This window comes from Burkholderia sp. BCC1985, from assembly GCF_905339915.1.
GTDB lineage: Bacteria > Pseudomonadota > Gammaproteobacteria > Burkholderiales > Burkholderiaceae > Burkholderia.
In genome coordinates, this window is record NZ_CAJPGY010000007.1 from 108,504 (window position 1) to 123,100 (window position 14,597).

Annotated in this window: 12 protein-coding genes; 1 reads left to right on the plus strand and 11 read right to left on the minus strand. The window is 68.9% G+C overall.

The window, feature by feature from the left end:
- Positions 1-139: 139 nt before the first annotated feature.
- On the plus strand, positions 140-1,885 hold the full coding sequence (locus U4Z31_RS09075; protein WP_124892208.1) for a cyclic peptide export ABC transporter: 1,746 nt from the start codon (positions 140-142) through the stop codon (positions 1,883-1,885).
- Positions 1,886-2,107: 222 nt separating this feature from the next.
- On the opposite strand, the gene U4Z31_RS09080 is transcribed toward U4Z31_RS09075, so the two are convergent.
- The 11 genes from U4Z31_RS09080 to U4Z31_RS09130 form a co-directional block, all read right to left on the minus strand.
- Positions 2,108-3,139, minus strand: coding sequence for an iron-siderophore ABC transporter substrate-binding protein (locus U4Z31_RS09080; protein WP_321810025.1), 1,032 nt, complete (start codon positions 3,137-3,139; stop codon positions 2,108-2,110).
- Positions 3,139-3,939 carry a siderophore-iron reductase FhuF gene (gene fhuF, locus U4Z31_RS09085; RefSeq protein ID WP_321810026.1) on the minus strand — a complete coding sequence of 267 codons (801 nt, stop codon included), beginning with the start codon at positions 3,937-3,939 and terminating at the stop codon, positions 3,139-3,141. The genes U4Z31_RS09080 and fhuF overlap by 1 nt, the downstream gene beginning before the upstream one ends.
- Positions 3,936-6,038: a Fe(3+)-hydroxamate ABC transporter permease FhuB gene (gene fhuB / locus U4Z31_RS09090; protein WP_321810027.1), complete on the minus strand. Its 2,103-nt coding sequence runs from the start codon at positions 6,036-6,038 to the stop codon at positions 3,936-3,938. The genes fhuF and fhuB overlap by 4 nt, the downstream gene beginning before the upstream one ends.
- The gene (locus U4Z31_RS09095) at positions 6,035-6,886 is read right to left on the minus strand and encodes an ABC transporter ATP-binding protein (protein ID WP_321810028.1); all 852 of its coding nucleotides are present in this window, start codon (positions 6,884-6,886) and stop codon (positions 6,035-6,037) included. Before U4Z31_RS09095 ends, fhuB begins: the two co-directional genes overlap by 4 nt.
- The gene (locus tag U4Z31_RS09100; RefSeq protein ID WP_321810029.1) at positions 6,876-7,895 is read right to left on the minus strand and encodes a TauD/TfdA family dioxygenase; all 1,020 of its coding nucleotides are present in this window, start codon (positions 7,893-7,895) and stop codon (positions 6,876-6,878) included. The genes U4Z31_RS09095 and U4Z31_RS09100 overlap by 11 nt, the downstream gene beginning before the upstream one ends.
- Positions 7,896-7,939: 44 nt before the next feature.
- On the minus strand, positions 7,940-8,182 hold the full coding sequence (locus tag U4Z31_RS09105) for an MbtH family protein (protein WP_044843583.1): 243 nt from the start codon (positions 8,180-8,182) through the stop codon (positions 7,940-7,942).
- A 117-nt stretch (positions 8,183-8,299) separates the two neighbouring features.
- Complete coding sequence (locus U4Z31_RS09110; RefSeq protein WP_321810030.1) at positions 8,300-8,968, minus strand: RNA polymerase factor sigma-70; 669 nt, start codon at positions 8,966-8,968, stop codon at positions 8,300-8,302.
- Between the two features lie 321 nt (positions 8,969-9,289).
- Positions 9,290-10,312, minus strand: coding sequence for a fimbrial protein (locus U4Z31_RS09115; protein ID WP_124892228.1), 1,023 nt, complete (start codon positions 10,310-10,312; stop codon positions 9,290-9,292).
- Positions 10,309-11,055: a molecular chaperone gene (locus U4Z31_RS09120; protein WP_124485527.1), complete on the minus strand. Its 747-nt coding sequence runs from the start codon at positions 11,053-11,055 to the stop codon at positions 10,309-10,311. Before U4Z31_RS09120 ends, U4Z31_RS09115 begins: the two co-directional genes overlap by 4 nt.
- A 16-nt stretch (positions 11,056-11,071) precedes the next feature.
- The gene (locus tag U4Z31_RS09125; RefSeq protein WP_321810140.1) at positions 11,072-13,525 is read right to left on the minus strand and encodes a fimbria/pilus outer membrane usher protein; all 2,454 of its coding nucleotides are present in this window, start codon (positions 13,523-13,525) and stop codon (positions 11,072-11,074) included.
- A gap of 119 nt (positions 13,526-13,644) precedes the next feature.
- Complete coding sequence (locus tag U4Z31_RS09130) at positions 13,645-14,157, minus strand: fimbrial protein (protein WP_044843588.1); 513 nt, start codon at positions 14,155-14,157, stop codon at positions 13,645-13,647.
- Between the last annotated feature and the right edge of the window lie 440 nt (positions 14,158-14,597).

Genomic DNA, 14,597 nt, shown 5'->3' on the forward strand with positions numbered 1-14,597 from the left:
AAGGCAGGGCTAAATATTTGCGCGGCCCGTTCGTCTATCAGGGAGGAAAGTCGCAAGCGGGCCCGCCCCGCGCGCCGCTTTCGCATCAGTCTTGCCGTTTCCGCAGGGTTTGCCTGCCCTTCATTTACCGACGTTGCCGATGACCGCTGCCCACGAGCCTTCTTCCCCGCCGTCCCTCGACGCCTCCCCCGGCCGCCCCGCGGCCCGCCTGATCCTCGCGTTGCTGCGCGAAAGCCGCGCGTCGCTCGCGCTGGCGCTCGTCGCCTGCGTGCTCAACGGCGTCGCGAGCGTGCTGCTCGTCGCGACGCTGAACCGCGCGCTCGCGACGCCCGGCGCGGCCGACGCGGCGCTCGCGTGGCGCTTCGCGCTGTGCGCGGTGATCGCGCTCGTCACGCGGATCGTGTCGGGCACGCTGTTCGCCCGGCTGTCGCAGGACACGATGGCGCGGCTGCGCGTGCATCTCGCGCGACGCGTCGGCGCGGCCGAGCTGCGCGACATCGAGCGGATCGGCGCGGCGCCCGTGCAGTCGGTGCTGACCGACGACGCGACCAACGTGTCGATGCTGTTCTTCGCGCTGCCGAACCTGGTGATGCACGGCTCGATCGTGTTCGGCTGCCTCGGCTATCTCGCGTGGCTGTCGTGGCCCGTGTGCGTGCTCGCGCTGACCGCGATCGTCGCCGGCTCGCTCGGCTATCACACCGGCGATCGCCGCGCGATCGCGTCGCTGGAGGCGGCCGGCCACGCGCAGGACCGCCTGTTCGGCTATCTCGGCTCGCTGTTCTCCGGCGCGAAGGAACTGAAGCTGCACGACGCGCGCGCGCGCCAGTTCGTCGACGGCCAGCTCGGCGCCGCGATCGGCGAGGTGCGCGACCACCGCCGCCGCGCGTTCAGCGCGTATGCGGTCGGCGTCGGCTGGATCATCTTCCTGTTCTACGTGTTCCTCGGCGCGGCCGCGTTCTGGCCGCAGCTCGGCGTGCATGCCGATGCGGGCACGGCGGCCGGCTACGTCGTCGTGTTCCTGTTCATGCTGGTGCCGCTCGACGGTCTGCTGAACAACCTGCCGACCGTCAACGCGGCGCGCGTGTCGCTCGGGCGCATCGAAGGCGTGATGGCCGAATTCGGCGCGCTGCGGACGGTGCCGCCCGCCAGCGACGCACCCGACGTGCCGCCGGCAGGCGCCGTCACGCTGCGCGGCGTCACGCACGCGTATTTCCACGAGCGCGACGAACGGATGTTCCGCATCGGGCCGATCGACCTGACGATCCGGCCGGGCGAGCTCGTGTTCATCGTCGGCGGCAACGGCAGCGGCAAGACGACGCTCGCGAAGGTGCTGACGGGGCTCTACGAGCCGGAGGAAGGCACGATCGAGGTCGACGGCCGCCCGATCGGCTGGCGCGAGCGCGCCGCGTACCGGCAGCGTTTCAGCGCGGTGTTCAACGACTTCCACCTGTTCGATGCGCTGCTCGGCATCGTCGATCCCGACGATCCGGCGCGGGCGCAGGCCGATGCGCGCGCGAACGCGCTGGTCGCGAAGCTCGCGCTCGATCACAAGGTGAAGGTCGTCGACGGTGCATTCTCGAACCGCGCGCTGTCGACCGGGCAACGCAAGCGGCTCGCGCTCGTCGTCGCGTACCTGGAGGACCGGCCGTTCTACCTGTTCGACGAATGGGCGGCCGACCAGGATCCGTCGTTCAAGGCGGTGTTCTACGAACAGTTGCTGCCGGAGCTGCGCGCGCGCGGCAAGGCCGTGATCGTGATCACGCACGACGACCGCTATTTCGGTCTCGCCGATCGCCTGCTGAAGCTCGACAACGGGCAGATCGTCAGCGATACGACGCCCGCACGGTCACGCGCACGCGATGGTGCGGATGTGCTGAGCGCGTAAGTATCGTCAAACACCTGCCGCCTGCGCGCAGCGGATGCTGCACGCAGGCGGTTTCAGGTTAGAAGAAGGGTGAGCGTCGGGAAGCACCGGAAATGTATCGTTCGGTGTACATAGATGTTTGCGACGCCGACGTAATGCAGCGGAATAGGCATTCGCGCAACACGCGCGAGACCATGCAATTCGCGACCACGCCGCCCCACCCGCCGACGACCCGCCGCGCGTTCAGCGCACGGCCGGCAGCTTCAGCATCGTATCGGTCATCACGTCGGCCAGCTTCAGCGCCGACATCGGCCCGCCGAATCCCCAGATGTTCCGTTCGACGAGCGCGATCCTGCGCTCGCGCAGCGCGGGCACGAAACGCCACACCGGCGAATCGAGTTTCGACGACAGCGGCACGTCCATCCCCGTCGCGGTGACGAACAGCACGGCGAGATCGCGTTGCCGGAGCAGATCGGCGGACGTCACGTAAAGCGTGCCTTCCCGCGTCGGCTTCTTCGGCCACGGGTCGAGCCCGAGCGCGCGCGCGAGGCCGGCCGACGTGCTGTTGCCCGTATAGGCCCAGTAGCGGTCGGGCAGCCCGAGATCCTGCAGCAGTGCGATGCGTTCGCCGCCGCGGCCCGCGGCCGCGAGCCGCGCCGCATTGCGCGCGATCCCTGCGTCGAGTTGCGCTTCGACCGCCTGCGCGCGCGCCTCGCGCCCGGTCACGCGACCGATCGTCCGGAAGATCTGGCGCATCCAGTCGAGCTGCGTGACGGGCACGCCGTCTTCCGACACGTTCGGGCTGAACTGGAACAGGATCGTCGGCGCGATCCGGTCGAGCGCGGCGAAGATCGGCGCATGCCGGAAGCCGACGCCGATGATCAGGTCGGGCTTCACCGCGGCGATCGCCTCGAGCCCCGGCTCCTGCCGCGAACCGATGTCGGTCACGTGCGCGAGCCGGTCGCTCTGGTAGCCGAGCCAGCCGGGATAAAACGCGGTATCGGCCATGCCGACCGGCACGAGGTCGAGCGCGATCACGCTTTCCGCGAACATGAAGTCGAGCGCGACCACGCGCTGCGGCCGCAGCGGCATCGTCGCGCTCGCCTGCGACACGACGGGGTTGGCGGCGAGCGAGCGTTCCGGTTGCGACGGCATGCCGCCCTGCCCGGCGCGCGCGCCGTCCGCGATCGCGGCGGCCGGCGCACCGCAGCACGCGGCGCCGAGCGCGGCCAGTGCCGCGAGCGCATGGCGGCGGCCGGCATGCGGTACCGGCATCACCGGATCGCATCCTGCCCGGCCAGCGCCGCGTCGTCCATCGTCAATAGCAGCGGGCAGCTTCCACACAGTTGCGTTTCTCCAGGAATTTCATAGCGCAGGCAGCACACGCGGCGCGCGCGAAACGGCGTCGGCAGCAGCGGCGAGCGCGGCACGGCGTCGCGCACCGGCATGCGCAGCGGATTCGGTTCGCCGTCGACGCAGCACGCGCCGAACAGCCAGTCGGCATCGCGAACGGGATCGGCCGCGCACGGCAGCGCGCGGTACGTGTCGAGCAGATAGTCGAGCAGGTTGCCCGCGTTGCTCCACAGCACGCGCGGCGTGACACGGCCCATCGCCGCGAGCAGGTCGATCACCGCGCCGAGATGCGCGACGAGCCCCGCATAGCGCGGCGCAGGTTCGTCGCACGGCGCGCCGAGCGCGTCCGGCGCGACGTACAGCGCGGCCGGCATGCCGTCGTCGAGCGCGACGAAGGTGCGCTCCGGCGCCATGTCGAGCGGCCGCCCGAGCGTCAGCGCGGCGACCACGCCGGCGGGCGCCGCGCGGCCGAAGTAGTACTTGCTCCATTGCGACACCAGCGCGCGCGCATGCAGCGCCGGATCGCCGCCGTAGTGGCGGACCATCGCGTCGAGCACCGCATCGCGATGCTCGGGCAGCGCGCTGACCGGCACGACGATCCGGCCCGGCGCGTGCGTGTCGTCGGGCATCCCGAGCCACACGGCGTCGAGATGCGCGGCGAACGGTTCGGGCGCGAACGCGGAGAATCGCGTGGCGCGTGCGCCGTCGAGCGCCGGCGTCATCGCCCCGCGCGCCGGGCACGGCGCCCCTCGAGGATCAGCAACCCGAGCAGGTAAGGCGCGCCGATCAGCGCGGTCAGCACGCCGGCCGGCACTTCGCGCGGCGCGACGACCGTGCGGGCGGCCAGATCGGCGAGGCCGAGAATCAGCGCGCCGCATGCGGCCGCGAGCCACAGCCGCGTGCGATGCCGGCGCGCGCCGAGCATCGTCGCGACGTGCGGCGCCATCAGCCCGATGAAGCCGACCGGGCCAACCGCCGCGACGGCCGCGCAGGCGGCGAGCGTCGCGATCGTCAGCGCGAGCGGCCGCAGCGCGGCGACCGGCAGGCCGAGCGCGGCCGCCTGGTCGTCGCCGAGCGCGAGCATGTCGAGCGGCCGCGCGAGCCATGCGAATACCGGCAGCGCCAGCACGCACCACGGCAGCAGCATCGACACCTCGCCCCAGCTGCGGCCGTAGGTGCCGCCGACGAGCCAGACGACGAAGCGCGCGGGCTGCACGCTTTGCTGCGTGATCAGCCATTGCGCGAGCGTGGTCCACAGCGCGCCGATCACGATGCCGGTCAGTGCGACCGCGAGCGGTGCGTAACGATGCCGGTGATTCAGCACGAGCGTGATCGCGAGCGACGCCGCACCGCCGCTCAACGCGGCCGCCGCGAGCGTCACGTGCCCCATCAGCGGCCACGTCGACAACGCGAACAGCGTGACGAGCCCCGCGCCCTGCGTGACGCCGAGCACTTCGGGGCCGGCGAGCGGGTTGCGCACGACGCTCTGCATCGCGACCCCGCTCACCGCCAGCAGCGCACCCGCTAGGAGCGCACACAGCAGCCGCGGCATGCGCAGGTCGATCAGCATCCGCGCGACGGCATCGTGACCCGACAGCGCGGCCGACCAGCGTGCCGGCGACAGCCATTCGGGGCCGGCCGACACGCCGACGAACACGACGAGCGCGCCGGCCACGACGACCAGCGCGGTGCGCAGCGGCCAGCCGAGCAGTTCGAGCCAGCCGACGAGGCGCGTCGAGCCGGTGCCGGCCGCGCGTTCGGCTTGTGCGTGCAGCACGCCCGACCACGCGGCGCCGCGCCGGATCATCGCGAGCATCAGCGGCGTGCCGACGAGCGCGATCGCGACGCCGGTCGACAGCGTCGCGTCGAGGCCCGACGCGAGCACCGCGCTGTCGGTGACGAGCACGAGCGCACCGCCCGCGAGCGCCGACAGCGGCACCAGCACGCCGAGCCGCGCCGCGCGTGCGCCGCGCACCTGGCGCAGCAGGTTCGGCGCGACCAGCCCGACATACGACAGCGGACCCGCGATGCTGACGGCCACGCTGGTGAACGCGACGGCGACGATCGTCGCCGCGAGCCGCGTCGCGTCGACACGCACGCCGGTCGCGGCCGCCGCCTCGTCACCGAGCGCGAGCGGATTCAGCGGCCGGATCACGAACGGCAGCGCCAGCAGCGGCACGACGAGCCAGCGCGCGGCGAGCGCGAGCCCGGTCGCGCCCGGCTGATAGAGACTGCCGTTGGTCCACAGCGCGGCGCCCGCGATGTTCTGCTCGAAGAACGCGAGCACGAGCGTCGACAGCGCCGCGAACAGCAGCATGCAGACGCTGCCCGCGAGCACGAGCCGCAGCGGCGTCGCGCGCCAGCCGCCGGCCGCGACGATCGCGCACGCGGCGGCGACCAGCCCGCAGACGAACAGCAGCGGCACCGATGCGGCTCCGGCGAGCGCCGGCACCAGCATCGCCGCGAGCAGGCCGAGCTGGGCGCCGCCCGTCACGCCGAGCAGGTCGGGGGACGCGAGCGGGTTGCGCGTGAGCGACTGGAACAGCGCGCCCGCGATGCCGAGGCAGCCGCCCGCGACGAGCGCGGCCGCGACGCGCGGCAGGTTGAGATCGAACAGGAACACGCCCGCGAGCGCGGCCGCGTCGCTGCCCGGCACGGCGTTCCACCACACGCGCAGGTCGGGTGCGACGCGCAGCGCCGCCAGCACGGCGATCAGTGCAACGAGGCCGAGCGCGAGCGCGCCGGCGCGGCGGCCGGCTGCCGCACCGTGGGCGCCCTGCCCGCTCGCCGCGAGCCGCTTGCGCATCGCGAACGTCGTCATAAGGCGATATCCCGCTGGACTGTGCGATCGAACGCGTCCGGCGTGCCGGATGCCGGCGGCCCGTAGGCCGGCACGCACATCGGCGCGCCCGTCTGCGGATGCGCGAGCTTCAGCATGTCGACGCCGAACGCCGCGCGCAGCCGCGCCGGCTCCAGCATCGCGTCGGGCGAGCCCTGCGCGACGAGGCGGCCGGCGCGCATCAGCACGATCTCGTCGCTGTACGCCGCCGCCTGGTTCAGGTCGTGCAGGACCCACACGATCGTCAGCCCGCGCGCGCGGTTCAGCGTGCGCAGCGCGTCGAGGATGTCGAGCTGGTGATGGATGTCGAGATAGGTCGTCGGCTCGTCGAGCAGCACGATCGGCGCCTGCTGCGCGAGCGCCATCGCGATCCACGCGCGCTGCCGCTCGCCGCCCGACAGCGCGCCGACGTCGCGCCCGGCGTCGCCGGCGAGACCGCTCGTGTCGAGCGCCTCGTCGATCGCCGCATGATCGGCGCGCGACAGCCCGCGCAGGAAGCCGCCGTACACGTAGCGCCCGTACGCGACGAGCTCGCGCACCGTCAGGCCCGACGGAATCTGGTTGAACTGCGCGAGCATCGTGAGCTCGCGCGCGAGCGCGCGGCGGCGAAACGACGCGAGCGGCTTGCCGTTCACGTCGACCTGGCCCGCACGCGCGGGCTGCAGGCCCGCGAGCGTGCGCAGCAGCGTGCTCTTGCCGCAGCCGTTCGGGCCGCACAGCGCCGTGACGCGGCCGGCCGCGATCGACAGGTCCAGCCCGTCGATCACGACATGGTCGCGATAACCCACGCTCAGCCCGCGCGCGGCCAGCGCGGCGGTACTACGCGTCATCGGTCCTCCGTTCGGTCGCGCGCGGGACCGTGTAACTCTGCGCCATCGCGACGACCACCTTGCGCGGCCCCTCGAACGGGTCACGTGCGTGCGCGGTCAGCATGTTGTCGAGCATCAGCACGTCGCCCGTCCGCCACGGGAACACGATGCACTGGCGGTCGAGCACGCCGCGGATCTCGGCGAGCGCGTCGGCCTCGAGCGGCGCGCCGTCGCCGTAGTACACGTTGCGCGGCACGTTCTCGAGCCCGACCGCGTCGACGAGCGCTTCCTGCATGTCGTCGTCGAGCGCGGACAGGTGAAACAGGTTCGCCTGGTTGAACCACACGCGCTCGCCCGTGCGCGGATGGCGCGCGACGGCCTGGCAGCGTTCGCGCGTGCGCAGCAGCAGTTCGCCGTCGTCGTCGGTGCGCCATGCGCATTCGATCCCGCGCGCCGCGCACATCCGCTCGACCTCGGCCGGCACGTCGGTGCCGAACGATTGCTGCCACGGCAGGTCGAGCCCCTGGCCGAAATTGCGCACGTACAGCAGCTCGCGCTGCTCGAAGCGCGCGACGAGCGCCGGATCGAGCGCGCGATAGACGGCGCGGCTGTCCGCGATCGGCGTCGCCCCGCCCTTCGGCGCCGCGAGCGCGCAATGAAACCAGATCCGCAGCGGCCACTCGCGCGTGTACGACTGTTCGTTGTGCAGCGGAATCGCGCGGTGCGGCGGGTATTCGGTCGACGTGTAGACGGCGCCCTCGACCTGGCTGCGCGGCGTCGACGCGTATTCATAGCCGATCAGCGGATCGCCGAACGATGCCGCGAACCGCTGGAACGCATCGATCGACGGCACGTGAAAGCCCGTGAACAGCACGCCGCCCGCCCGTTCGAGCGTGTCGGCCGCGATCGCCTGCGCGAGCGGCGCGATCTCGTCGATCGAAATGCCGTCGGCGCTGAGCGGCGACACGACGGTGGGCAGCCCGGGCTCGATACGCAGGTCGTCGAGCGTCGGCAACGAAAGCAGGGTCATGCAACGTCCTCTTCAGGTGACGCGCCGGATCGCGGCGCGGCGGGTCACGACGTGCGCGTCGCGCGCTCGCCGTCCATCGCGCGGCGCAGGCTCGCGGGGCGCATGTCGGTCCAGACGGTCTCGATGTGCGCGAGGCAGTCGGCTTTCGGGCCGCGCACGCCGACCTCGCGCCAGCCGGCGGGCACGGGCCGGAACGTCGGCCAGATCGAATACTGTTCTTCGTCGTTGATGACGACCGTGTAGACGAGGTCGTCGGTATCGGCGGAAGGCGTCGTGGCTTGCGTCATGATCGAAAAAACGGGAAGCGGTTGAAGGATGCGAAGCGGCAAGTGACCGGACCGTCGGATCGTTGGACCGTTGAATCGGCCGCTCCTGTCTTGAAGACGATTGGCCGGCGCGTTTTTTTACCGTCGCCGCGCGCGGCCGCCGAGAAACACCGGGCACGCGACGCCGCGATGGCATGCGTCGAGGCATTCCGCGCAGTGCCGCTCCGCGTCGCGCACCATGAAATGCACGAGGGTTTGCGACACGTTCAGCGCACGCGCCGCGGTCTGCAGCGTCTCCTCGCGCAGCCGCACCATCTCGAACGCCGCGCGGCTGCGCGCCGGCAGGTCGTCGAGCGCGGCCCATACGCGACGCAGCGTGTCGCGCGTCAGCAGCGCGGCCTCGGGCGTCGGTTCCGGCGACGGCACGTCGAAGCCGTCGTCCTCTTCCGTGTGATAGACGTTCTCGAGGCTTTGCCGGCGGCACGCGTCGATCGACGCGTTGCGCACCATCCGCGTCACGTATGCGACCGGCTGGCGCACGGCGTCCTGGTTCGGGAATTCGACGAGCTTCACGAACACGTCGTGCACGACGTCCTCGGCCCGGCTCGCACAACCGACGAAGCCGCGCGCGACGTTGACGAGCATCGCGCGATGGGCGATCAGCACGTCGAGCAGCGCGCCCTGCGCACGCGGCTGCGCGCCGCGATGCGCCCGCGGTGCGGGACGTGACGGGAGGTCCGGACAACTGCCGAGGAACGGGTTCGCCGCTGCGACTGCCGGCCGTTCGAGCACTTCCGCCATTGCCATCGATCTGCTCCGTCAGATTTCGAGATAGCGCAATTTAACGTAAACGCAAATCATTCTCAATACGATTACGAAATGCCCCTTCAGATCATCAGGATTTGTCTGATTAATTGACGGGATCCGTGTTTTTGTCGGACGGGATGGCTGCCGCGGAGCGGTGGCGTGGGGAAAGCTTTCCGCGGGAAGGAATTGGCATGGCACCGTAAACGGCCCGCGGCGCCTGGTGGGTGTGGCACGGTGTCGGGAGCGCCGCAAAGACGCGCCGGCATGCCGGCGCTTCTTTCATGGCGCGCGCGGCGCGTCCGGCCGCGCACGCAGCGCGCGTCAGTAGATGAACAGCCTGATCGTTGCGGTCGCATCGAACCGCCCGATCTTCGGCGGCCCGAACGATTTCAGCACCGCATCCATCCGCACGCTTTGATTCATCACGTTCGACGGAAACTGCGCGAGCGTGAACTGCTGGTTGAACGGAATCGCGTTGCCCTTGCTGTCCTCGATGCCGATCCCGAAATTGCTGTCCTTCGCCGGCACCAGCAGGCCGTTCTGCAGCGGATAGCTCGTTTCGAAATAGCCGTCGACGCGCACCGCGACGTTGCACTTCTTGGACAACGACAACGAGAACGGCTTGCGCGGCACCGCGGGCAGGAAGCCGTTACCCACCGCCTGCACCTGTCCGAAGTTGACGATGCCCGGTTCGGGCGTCACGAGCACGTCGACGAAGCACGGCGTCGGCTTGAGGTTGCGCAGGCCGCTCAGGCGGTACTGGAAGCTCGTGCCGAATGCATTCAGCCCGAACTCGCCGTCGAACTGGAACACCGTATAGATATCGCTCGGCGGCTGGACCCAGTTGCCCTTCTTGCGCACGACGACCTGGTAGTCGATGCTGATGCGGGTCTGCTCGCAACGCCTGTGATCGAAGTCTTCCCTGCTGCACGGCGGCACCGCATAGCCGGTAAACACGCCGCCGCCGCGATTGCTCGTCTTGTCGAAGTAGTCGACGCCCTTGTAGCGGATGCCGATCTCCAGCCCCCACGCGGCCGGGTTCGTGCGGTTCGGATTCGCGTAGAAATAGATGTTGTCGACGACTTTCAGGCTGTCGGCATCGCCGAGGTCCTTGTAGCAATACCCCGACGTCGTGCGGACCGGCGACACCCAGATCACGTAGCCGTCCGGCGCGTCGGTCGGATACGACGCCACGCCGCCGATCGGCTCGGTCAGCGAGGTCGCGCCGCTGTTCGTCAGGCATCGCAGCGCCCACGCCGGCTGCGCCGCCGCGACCAGCAACGCAAGCACGAGCCAGCGCAGCCATGCTGCCGGCCGTTGCCGTTCGCGCATCCCGCCGCTCATCGCTTCACGCTCTTGCACGCACCGGCGTCGCACGCGTATTCGACCGCCACCTGGCCGCCGTAATCGTCGATATGCGTGACGAACAGCGTCGACGGCGTCGCGGCCTTGAACGGCACGCCGGCCGTGCTCATCGGGCTCACCATCACCGGCTCGATCGGCACCGGCGTCTTCTGCGCGCCTGCCGTCACCTCGACCACCGTCACGTGGTACGGCGTCGGGTTGTCGAACACGAGCGTGTGCGCGGCCGGGTCCACCCGCAGCGTCATCGGCAGCGTCCAGTCCTCGTCGCGCGCGGGCTGCACGGCCTTCGGCCGGTAGAACAGCTTCATCTGCGTATGCAGCGCGATCTGCAGCGTGTTCGGTATATCGGACTTCGGCGGCACTTCGCGGATGTTCAGGTAGAACACCGATTCGCGATCGGCCGGCAGCGCGGCACCGGGCAGCTTCGCGATCCGCAGCACGTTGCGCTCGTTCGCCTCGATGCGCTGCAGCGGCGGCACGACCATCAGCGGCGACGCGATCTTGTTGCCCTTCGCGTCCTCGAGCCACGACTGCACGAGATACGGATACGTCGTGCTCTTGTTCGTGATCGTGACGATCGCGGCCTGTTCGCCTTCGTTGAAGATCACGCGGGTGCGGTCCGGGACGATCGCCGCGTGCGCGACACCGGCGAGCAGCGCGCTCGCCGCGCTCAGCATGCACGACGCGCGTCGCAGGAAGGAAAGGGAGAAAACGTGGTTCATCGCTGGATCCGTGAAATCATCGTTCGATCCGTGCGGCCGCTGCGTGCGACTCGCCGGATGCCTGGCACGTCACCGGAATCGGCGTGCCTTCGAGTTGAAGCTGGTTCGGCAGCACGTCCACCGTGCACAGCGTGCGTTCGCCCGCGCGCACCGCGAGCGCGGATTTCGGCTGAACCTGGGTCAGGAACGCGGCCCCGCCTTCGCCGACGATGCCGAGCTCCTTGCCGTTCGCCGCGTCCTGCACCGATGCGCCGAACGGCAGCGGCTTGCCGGCCGCGTCGGTCAGCGTCAGGTACAGGTTGCTGCCGCGCGCCGCCGAAAACCTGACGAAGCCGATCGCGCCGTCGGTCAGCACCATGCGCTGGATCGGGTTCGACACCTGCACTTCGAGCGGCAGCTTCTCGACGTTGACGGTCGCGTCGTACACGTTGTACGGCGAGATCCCGTCGAGCACCGCATAGCCGCGCGAGTCGGTGTGCGTGAGCGTGCCGGACAGCGGCACGTCGCGCACGCCGTCGGTCGAGACCAGGAGGCGCGTATCGCCCGCGTTGCCGTTCGCGTGTGCAGCGAGCCCGTACTGCGTCGCGACGAGCGAGCCGTCGACCTCGAGCGACGCGGCCGCATACGCGTTCGCGACCGTCGACGCCTGTGCGGTCAACTGGTAGGTCGACGTGCGCTGGCGGAAACTCGCGTTCGCCGATGCGCGGCCGTCGGTCGCGCCCGCGTTGACCTGGTAGGTGCGGCCGTCCGGATCGTCGTAGATATAGCCCGCGTTCGCGCTCGTGCTGCCGTTGCCTGTCGTCAGGTTCGACGTGATCGTGTGACGACCGCCGATCGGCAGCGTCGCGGTCACCGAGAACTGGTTGCCGCTCGTGCCCGCGCTTTGCGTCCGGAACGCCGACAGGCTGACGTTCAGGTTGCGCAGCGCACCGATCGAGAACGCACGCGTCAGCGTGAGGCCGATGCGCTGCTCGGACGAGCGCGCCCAGTAAGTCGTCTGGTCGTACGAAAAATAGGTCGACGTATCGCCGAAGCGCTTCGACAGCGTCGCCGAATAGCGCTGCTTGCTGTTGGCGAGGCCGTATGCGGTCGGGTCGCCCGAGAACTGCGCGAAGTTCGTGTATTCGCGCTCGGAAAAGCGGTAGCCGAAAAAGCGCACGTCGGCATCGAGCGTGTCGAAATGCTTCGAATAGTTGATCCGGTACGAGTTGCCGTTGCGCGTCGCGCCGTTCCACCACAGGCGCGCACGCGCATGCGTGACGTCGGCCGAGACTGCGCCGAACGTGCCGAAATCGCGCCCGACACCGAGCGCGATCGACGTATAGCCCGACGCGGCGATGAAGCCGCCGTACACGGTGAAATCCAGCGGCAGGCCGTACGCCGCTTCACCGAAACCGAAGAACGGCGTGATGCCGGCGCCACCGAACTGCCGCGGCTTGCCGACCGCGGCCTTGTAGCGCAGCTGCCCGGTGCGCGCGAGAAACGGCACGGCGGCCGTCGTCACCTGGAAGCGCTGCACGCTGCCGTCTTCTTCCTCGACCGCGACGTCGAGCGTGCCCTGCACGCTCGTGTTGATGTTCTGCAGCGCGAATGCGCCCGGCGACACGCGCGTCACGTACAGCACGCGGCCCGCCTGCGAGACGGTCACGGTCGCGTTGGTGCGCGCGACGCCCGCGATCAGCGGCGCATAGCCGCGCAGCGAAGGCGGCAGCATGCGGTCGTCGCTGCGGATCGACGCGCCGGTCAGCGCGAACGTGTCGAAAATGTCCGAACTCAGGTAGTCGTCGCCGAACGTCACCGTCGACTGGATCGACGGCAGCGCACGAAATGCGTAAAGCCGGCTGAAGCGGAACGTGCGATCCGCGTACGCGCTGCTGCCCGCGTTCGACTGCGCCTGGTAGTCGCCGCGAAAGCGCCACGCGTCCCAGTTCGCCCCGATCGTTCCGTAGACCTGGATCGAATTCGTCTGCTCGCCGCCCGAACCGAAGTTGCGGTTCGTGTTTGCGATCACGCGATAGTCGAGCATCGCGCCCGGAATCCCTTCGGACCAGCGCTCCGGCGGCAGGTAGTTCGAATCGGTGAATTCGAGCGCGGCCTGCGGAATCGTGATCTTGAGCCGACCGTCGCTCTTCAGGTAACGCACGGTGGCGCCCTCGATCGCGCCGAGGTCGACGCAGCGACCGCCCTGGAAGCGCGGCAGGTCCTTCGCGAGCGACGGCTTCAGCCCGAACTGCGCGACGAGTTCCGGAGGCAGGCACGGCTTGCCCGCGCCGGACGGGTCGAGCGCGATGAACTGGATCGCCTGCAGCCCGTAGAACAGGTCATTGACCTGCACGTCGAGCATGTATTCGCCCGGCAGCGTGAAGTCGGCCTGCGCGAACTGCGACAGGTCGACGTTGTTCGAGCCGTCGATGTCGAGGAACGACGAATTGAATTCCGTCGCATGGCTCTGGCTGCCGACCACCAGCACGGAGACGCAAAGGAAGGAATGTCTGATTCGCACGCGGCGCTACCGGAAGTCCGAGAAAAAGCTGGGCAGGAGGACAAGCCGGAGAAAGGGTGCGCGCACCCCTCCTCCGTGACGGCCGCTTACTGGTAGCGAACCGTGAAGTTCGCGACGCCGTCGGCCGTACCCGGCGTCACGTCGGCTGCCGTCGCTTCGTAGCGTGCGGCGAAGCGCACGGTGTTGTTGCCGTTCTGCAGCAGGGTTGCAGCGGCCTGTTCGACGCCGTTGTCGAGGTCTTCGCCCGTTGCGCCCTGTACGCGGATGCCGACGTTGGTTGCCGAGCCGATCGTGGCGAGCAGCTTCGGCTGGGCCGCGTTCGACGTACCCGTGAACGTGAAGAACGCGTTCTTCGAGATGCTGGTGTCGCAGTCGGTCAGGACGATGTCGAACTTGACCGGCTCGGACTTGTCGCCGGCCTTCTTGAACGTGTGGGTCGGCACCTTGCCGAGGTTCACGGTCTGGTTGACCGAACCCGAGTCGATACCGCACGCGCCCGCGACGATCTCGCCCGTGAAGTTGATCGTGCCGGTGCCGGCTGCGAAGGCCGAGGTGGACAGGGCTGCGAGTGCGACAGCGGCCAGGAGGGATTTTTTCATGACGTTTTCCGTGAGAATTGCAAAGGGAATGGACGACGTGGCGGATACAAAAGGCAGCGTGTGGTTGGCTCCCGTCCGTCACGAGGCGGCATTATCGAGATATGAATGAAAGAATTCTGTAAAGCATTGTCAAATCGCAAATGACAATCTTCGCCTTGCGTACTTTCAAACCCACTATTTCCCTGAAATTCTCAATCCCGATATTTTCATCCGCAGTCCTTTTTGATTTTCTAGAACCGACTGAAAATTAAAGACATTTTCTTTTCTGGATCGCTTATTCCCCGCCTTTCCTTGCTAGATATGGCTTCGTCGGATTACCAATCAAAAAGGCCAAAATTCTGTCCGATCCTGCCATCGTTGCCCGACCGCAACGAATGCATTCATCGATTTTCAACTGAGAGGAAATTAACGGCCGATTTTCGGTGCTGCGGATTTCTCGC

What these genes read in the sequence shown, in the direction of transcription:
- U4Z31_RS09075 (WP_124892208.1), top strand. Translation starts at nt 140, where the DNA reads ATGACCGCTGCCCACGAGCCTTCTTCCCCGCCGTCCCTCGACGCCTCC.
- U4Z31_RS09080 (WP_321810025.1), bottom strand. Translation starts at nt 3,139, where the DNA reads ATGCCGGTACCGCATGCCGGCCGCCGCCATGCGCTCGCGGCACTGGCC.
- fhuF (WP_321810026.1), bottom strand. Translation starts at nt 3,939, where the DNA reads ATGACGCCGGCGCTCGACGGCGCACGCGCCACGCGATTCTCCGCGTTC.
- fhuB (WP_321810027.1), bottom strand. Translation starts at nt 6,038, where the DNA reads ATGACGACGTTCGCGATGCGCAAGCGGCTCGCGGCGAGCGGGCAGGGC.
- U4Z31_RS09095 (WP_321810028.1), bottom strand. Translation starts at nt 6,886, where the DNA reads ATGACGCGTAGTACCGCCGCGCTGGCCGCGCGCGGGCTGAGCGTGGGT.
- U4Z31_RS09100 (WP_321810029.1), bottom strand. Translation starts at nt 7,895, where the DNA reads ATGACCCTGCTTTCGTTGCCGACGCTCGACGACCTGCGTATCGAGCCC.
- U4Z31_RS09105 (WP_044843583.1), bottom strand. Translation starts at nt 8,182, where the DNA reads ATGACGCAAGCCACGACGCCTTCCGCCGATACCGACGACCTCGTCTAC.
- U4Z31_RS09110 (WP_321810030.1), bottom strand. Translation starts at nt 8,968, where the DNA reads ATGGCAATGGCGGAAGTGCTCGAACGGCCGGCAGTCGCAGCGGCGAAC.
- U4Z31_RS09115 (WP_124892228.1), bottom strand. Translation starts at nt 10,312, where the DNA reads ATGAGCGGCGGGATGCGCGAACGGCAACGGCCGGCAGCATGGCTGCGC.
- U4Z31_RS09120 (WP_124485527.1), bottom strand. Translation starts at nt 11,055, where the DNA reads ATGAACCACGTTTTCTCCCTTTCCTTCCTGCGACGCGCGTCGTGCATG.
- U4Z31_RS09130 (WP_044843588.1), bottom strand. Translation starts at nt 14,157, where the DNA reads ATGAAAAAATCCCTCCTGGCCGCTGTCGCACTCGCAGCCCTGTCCACC.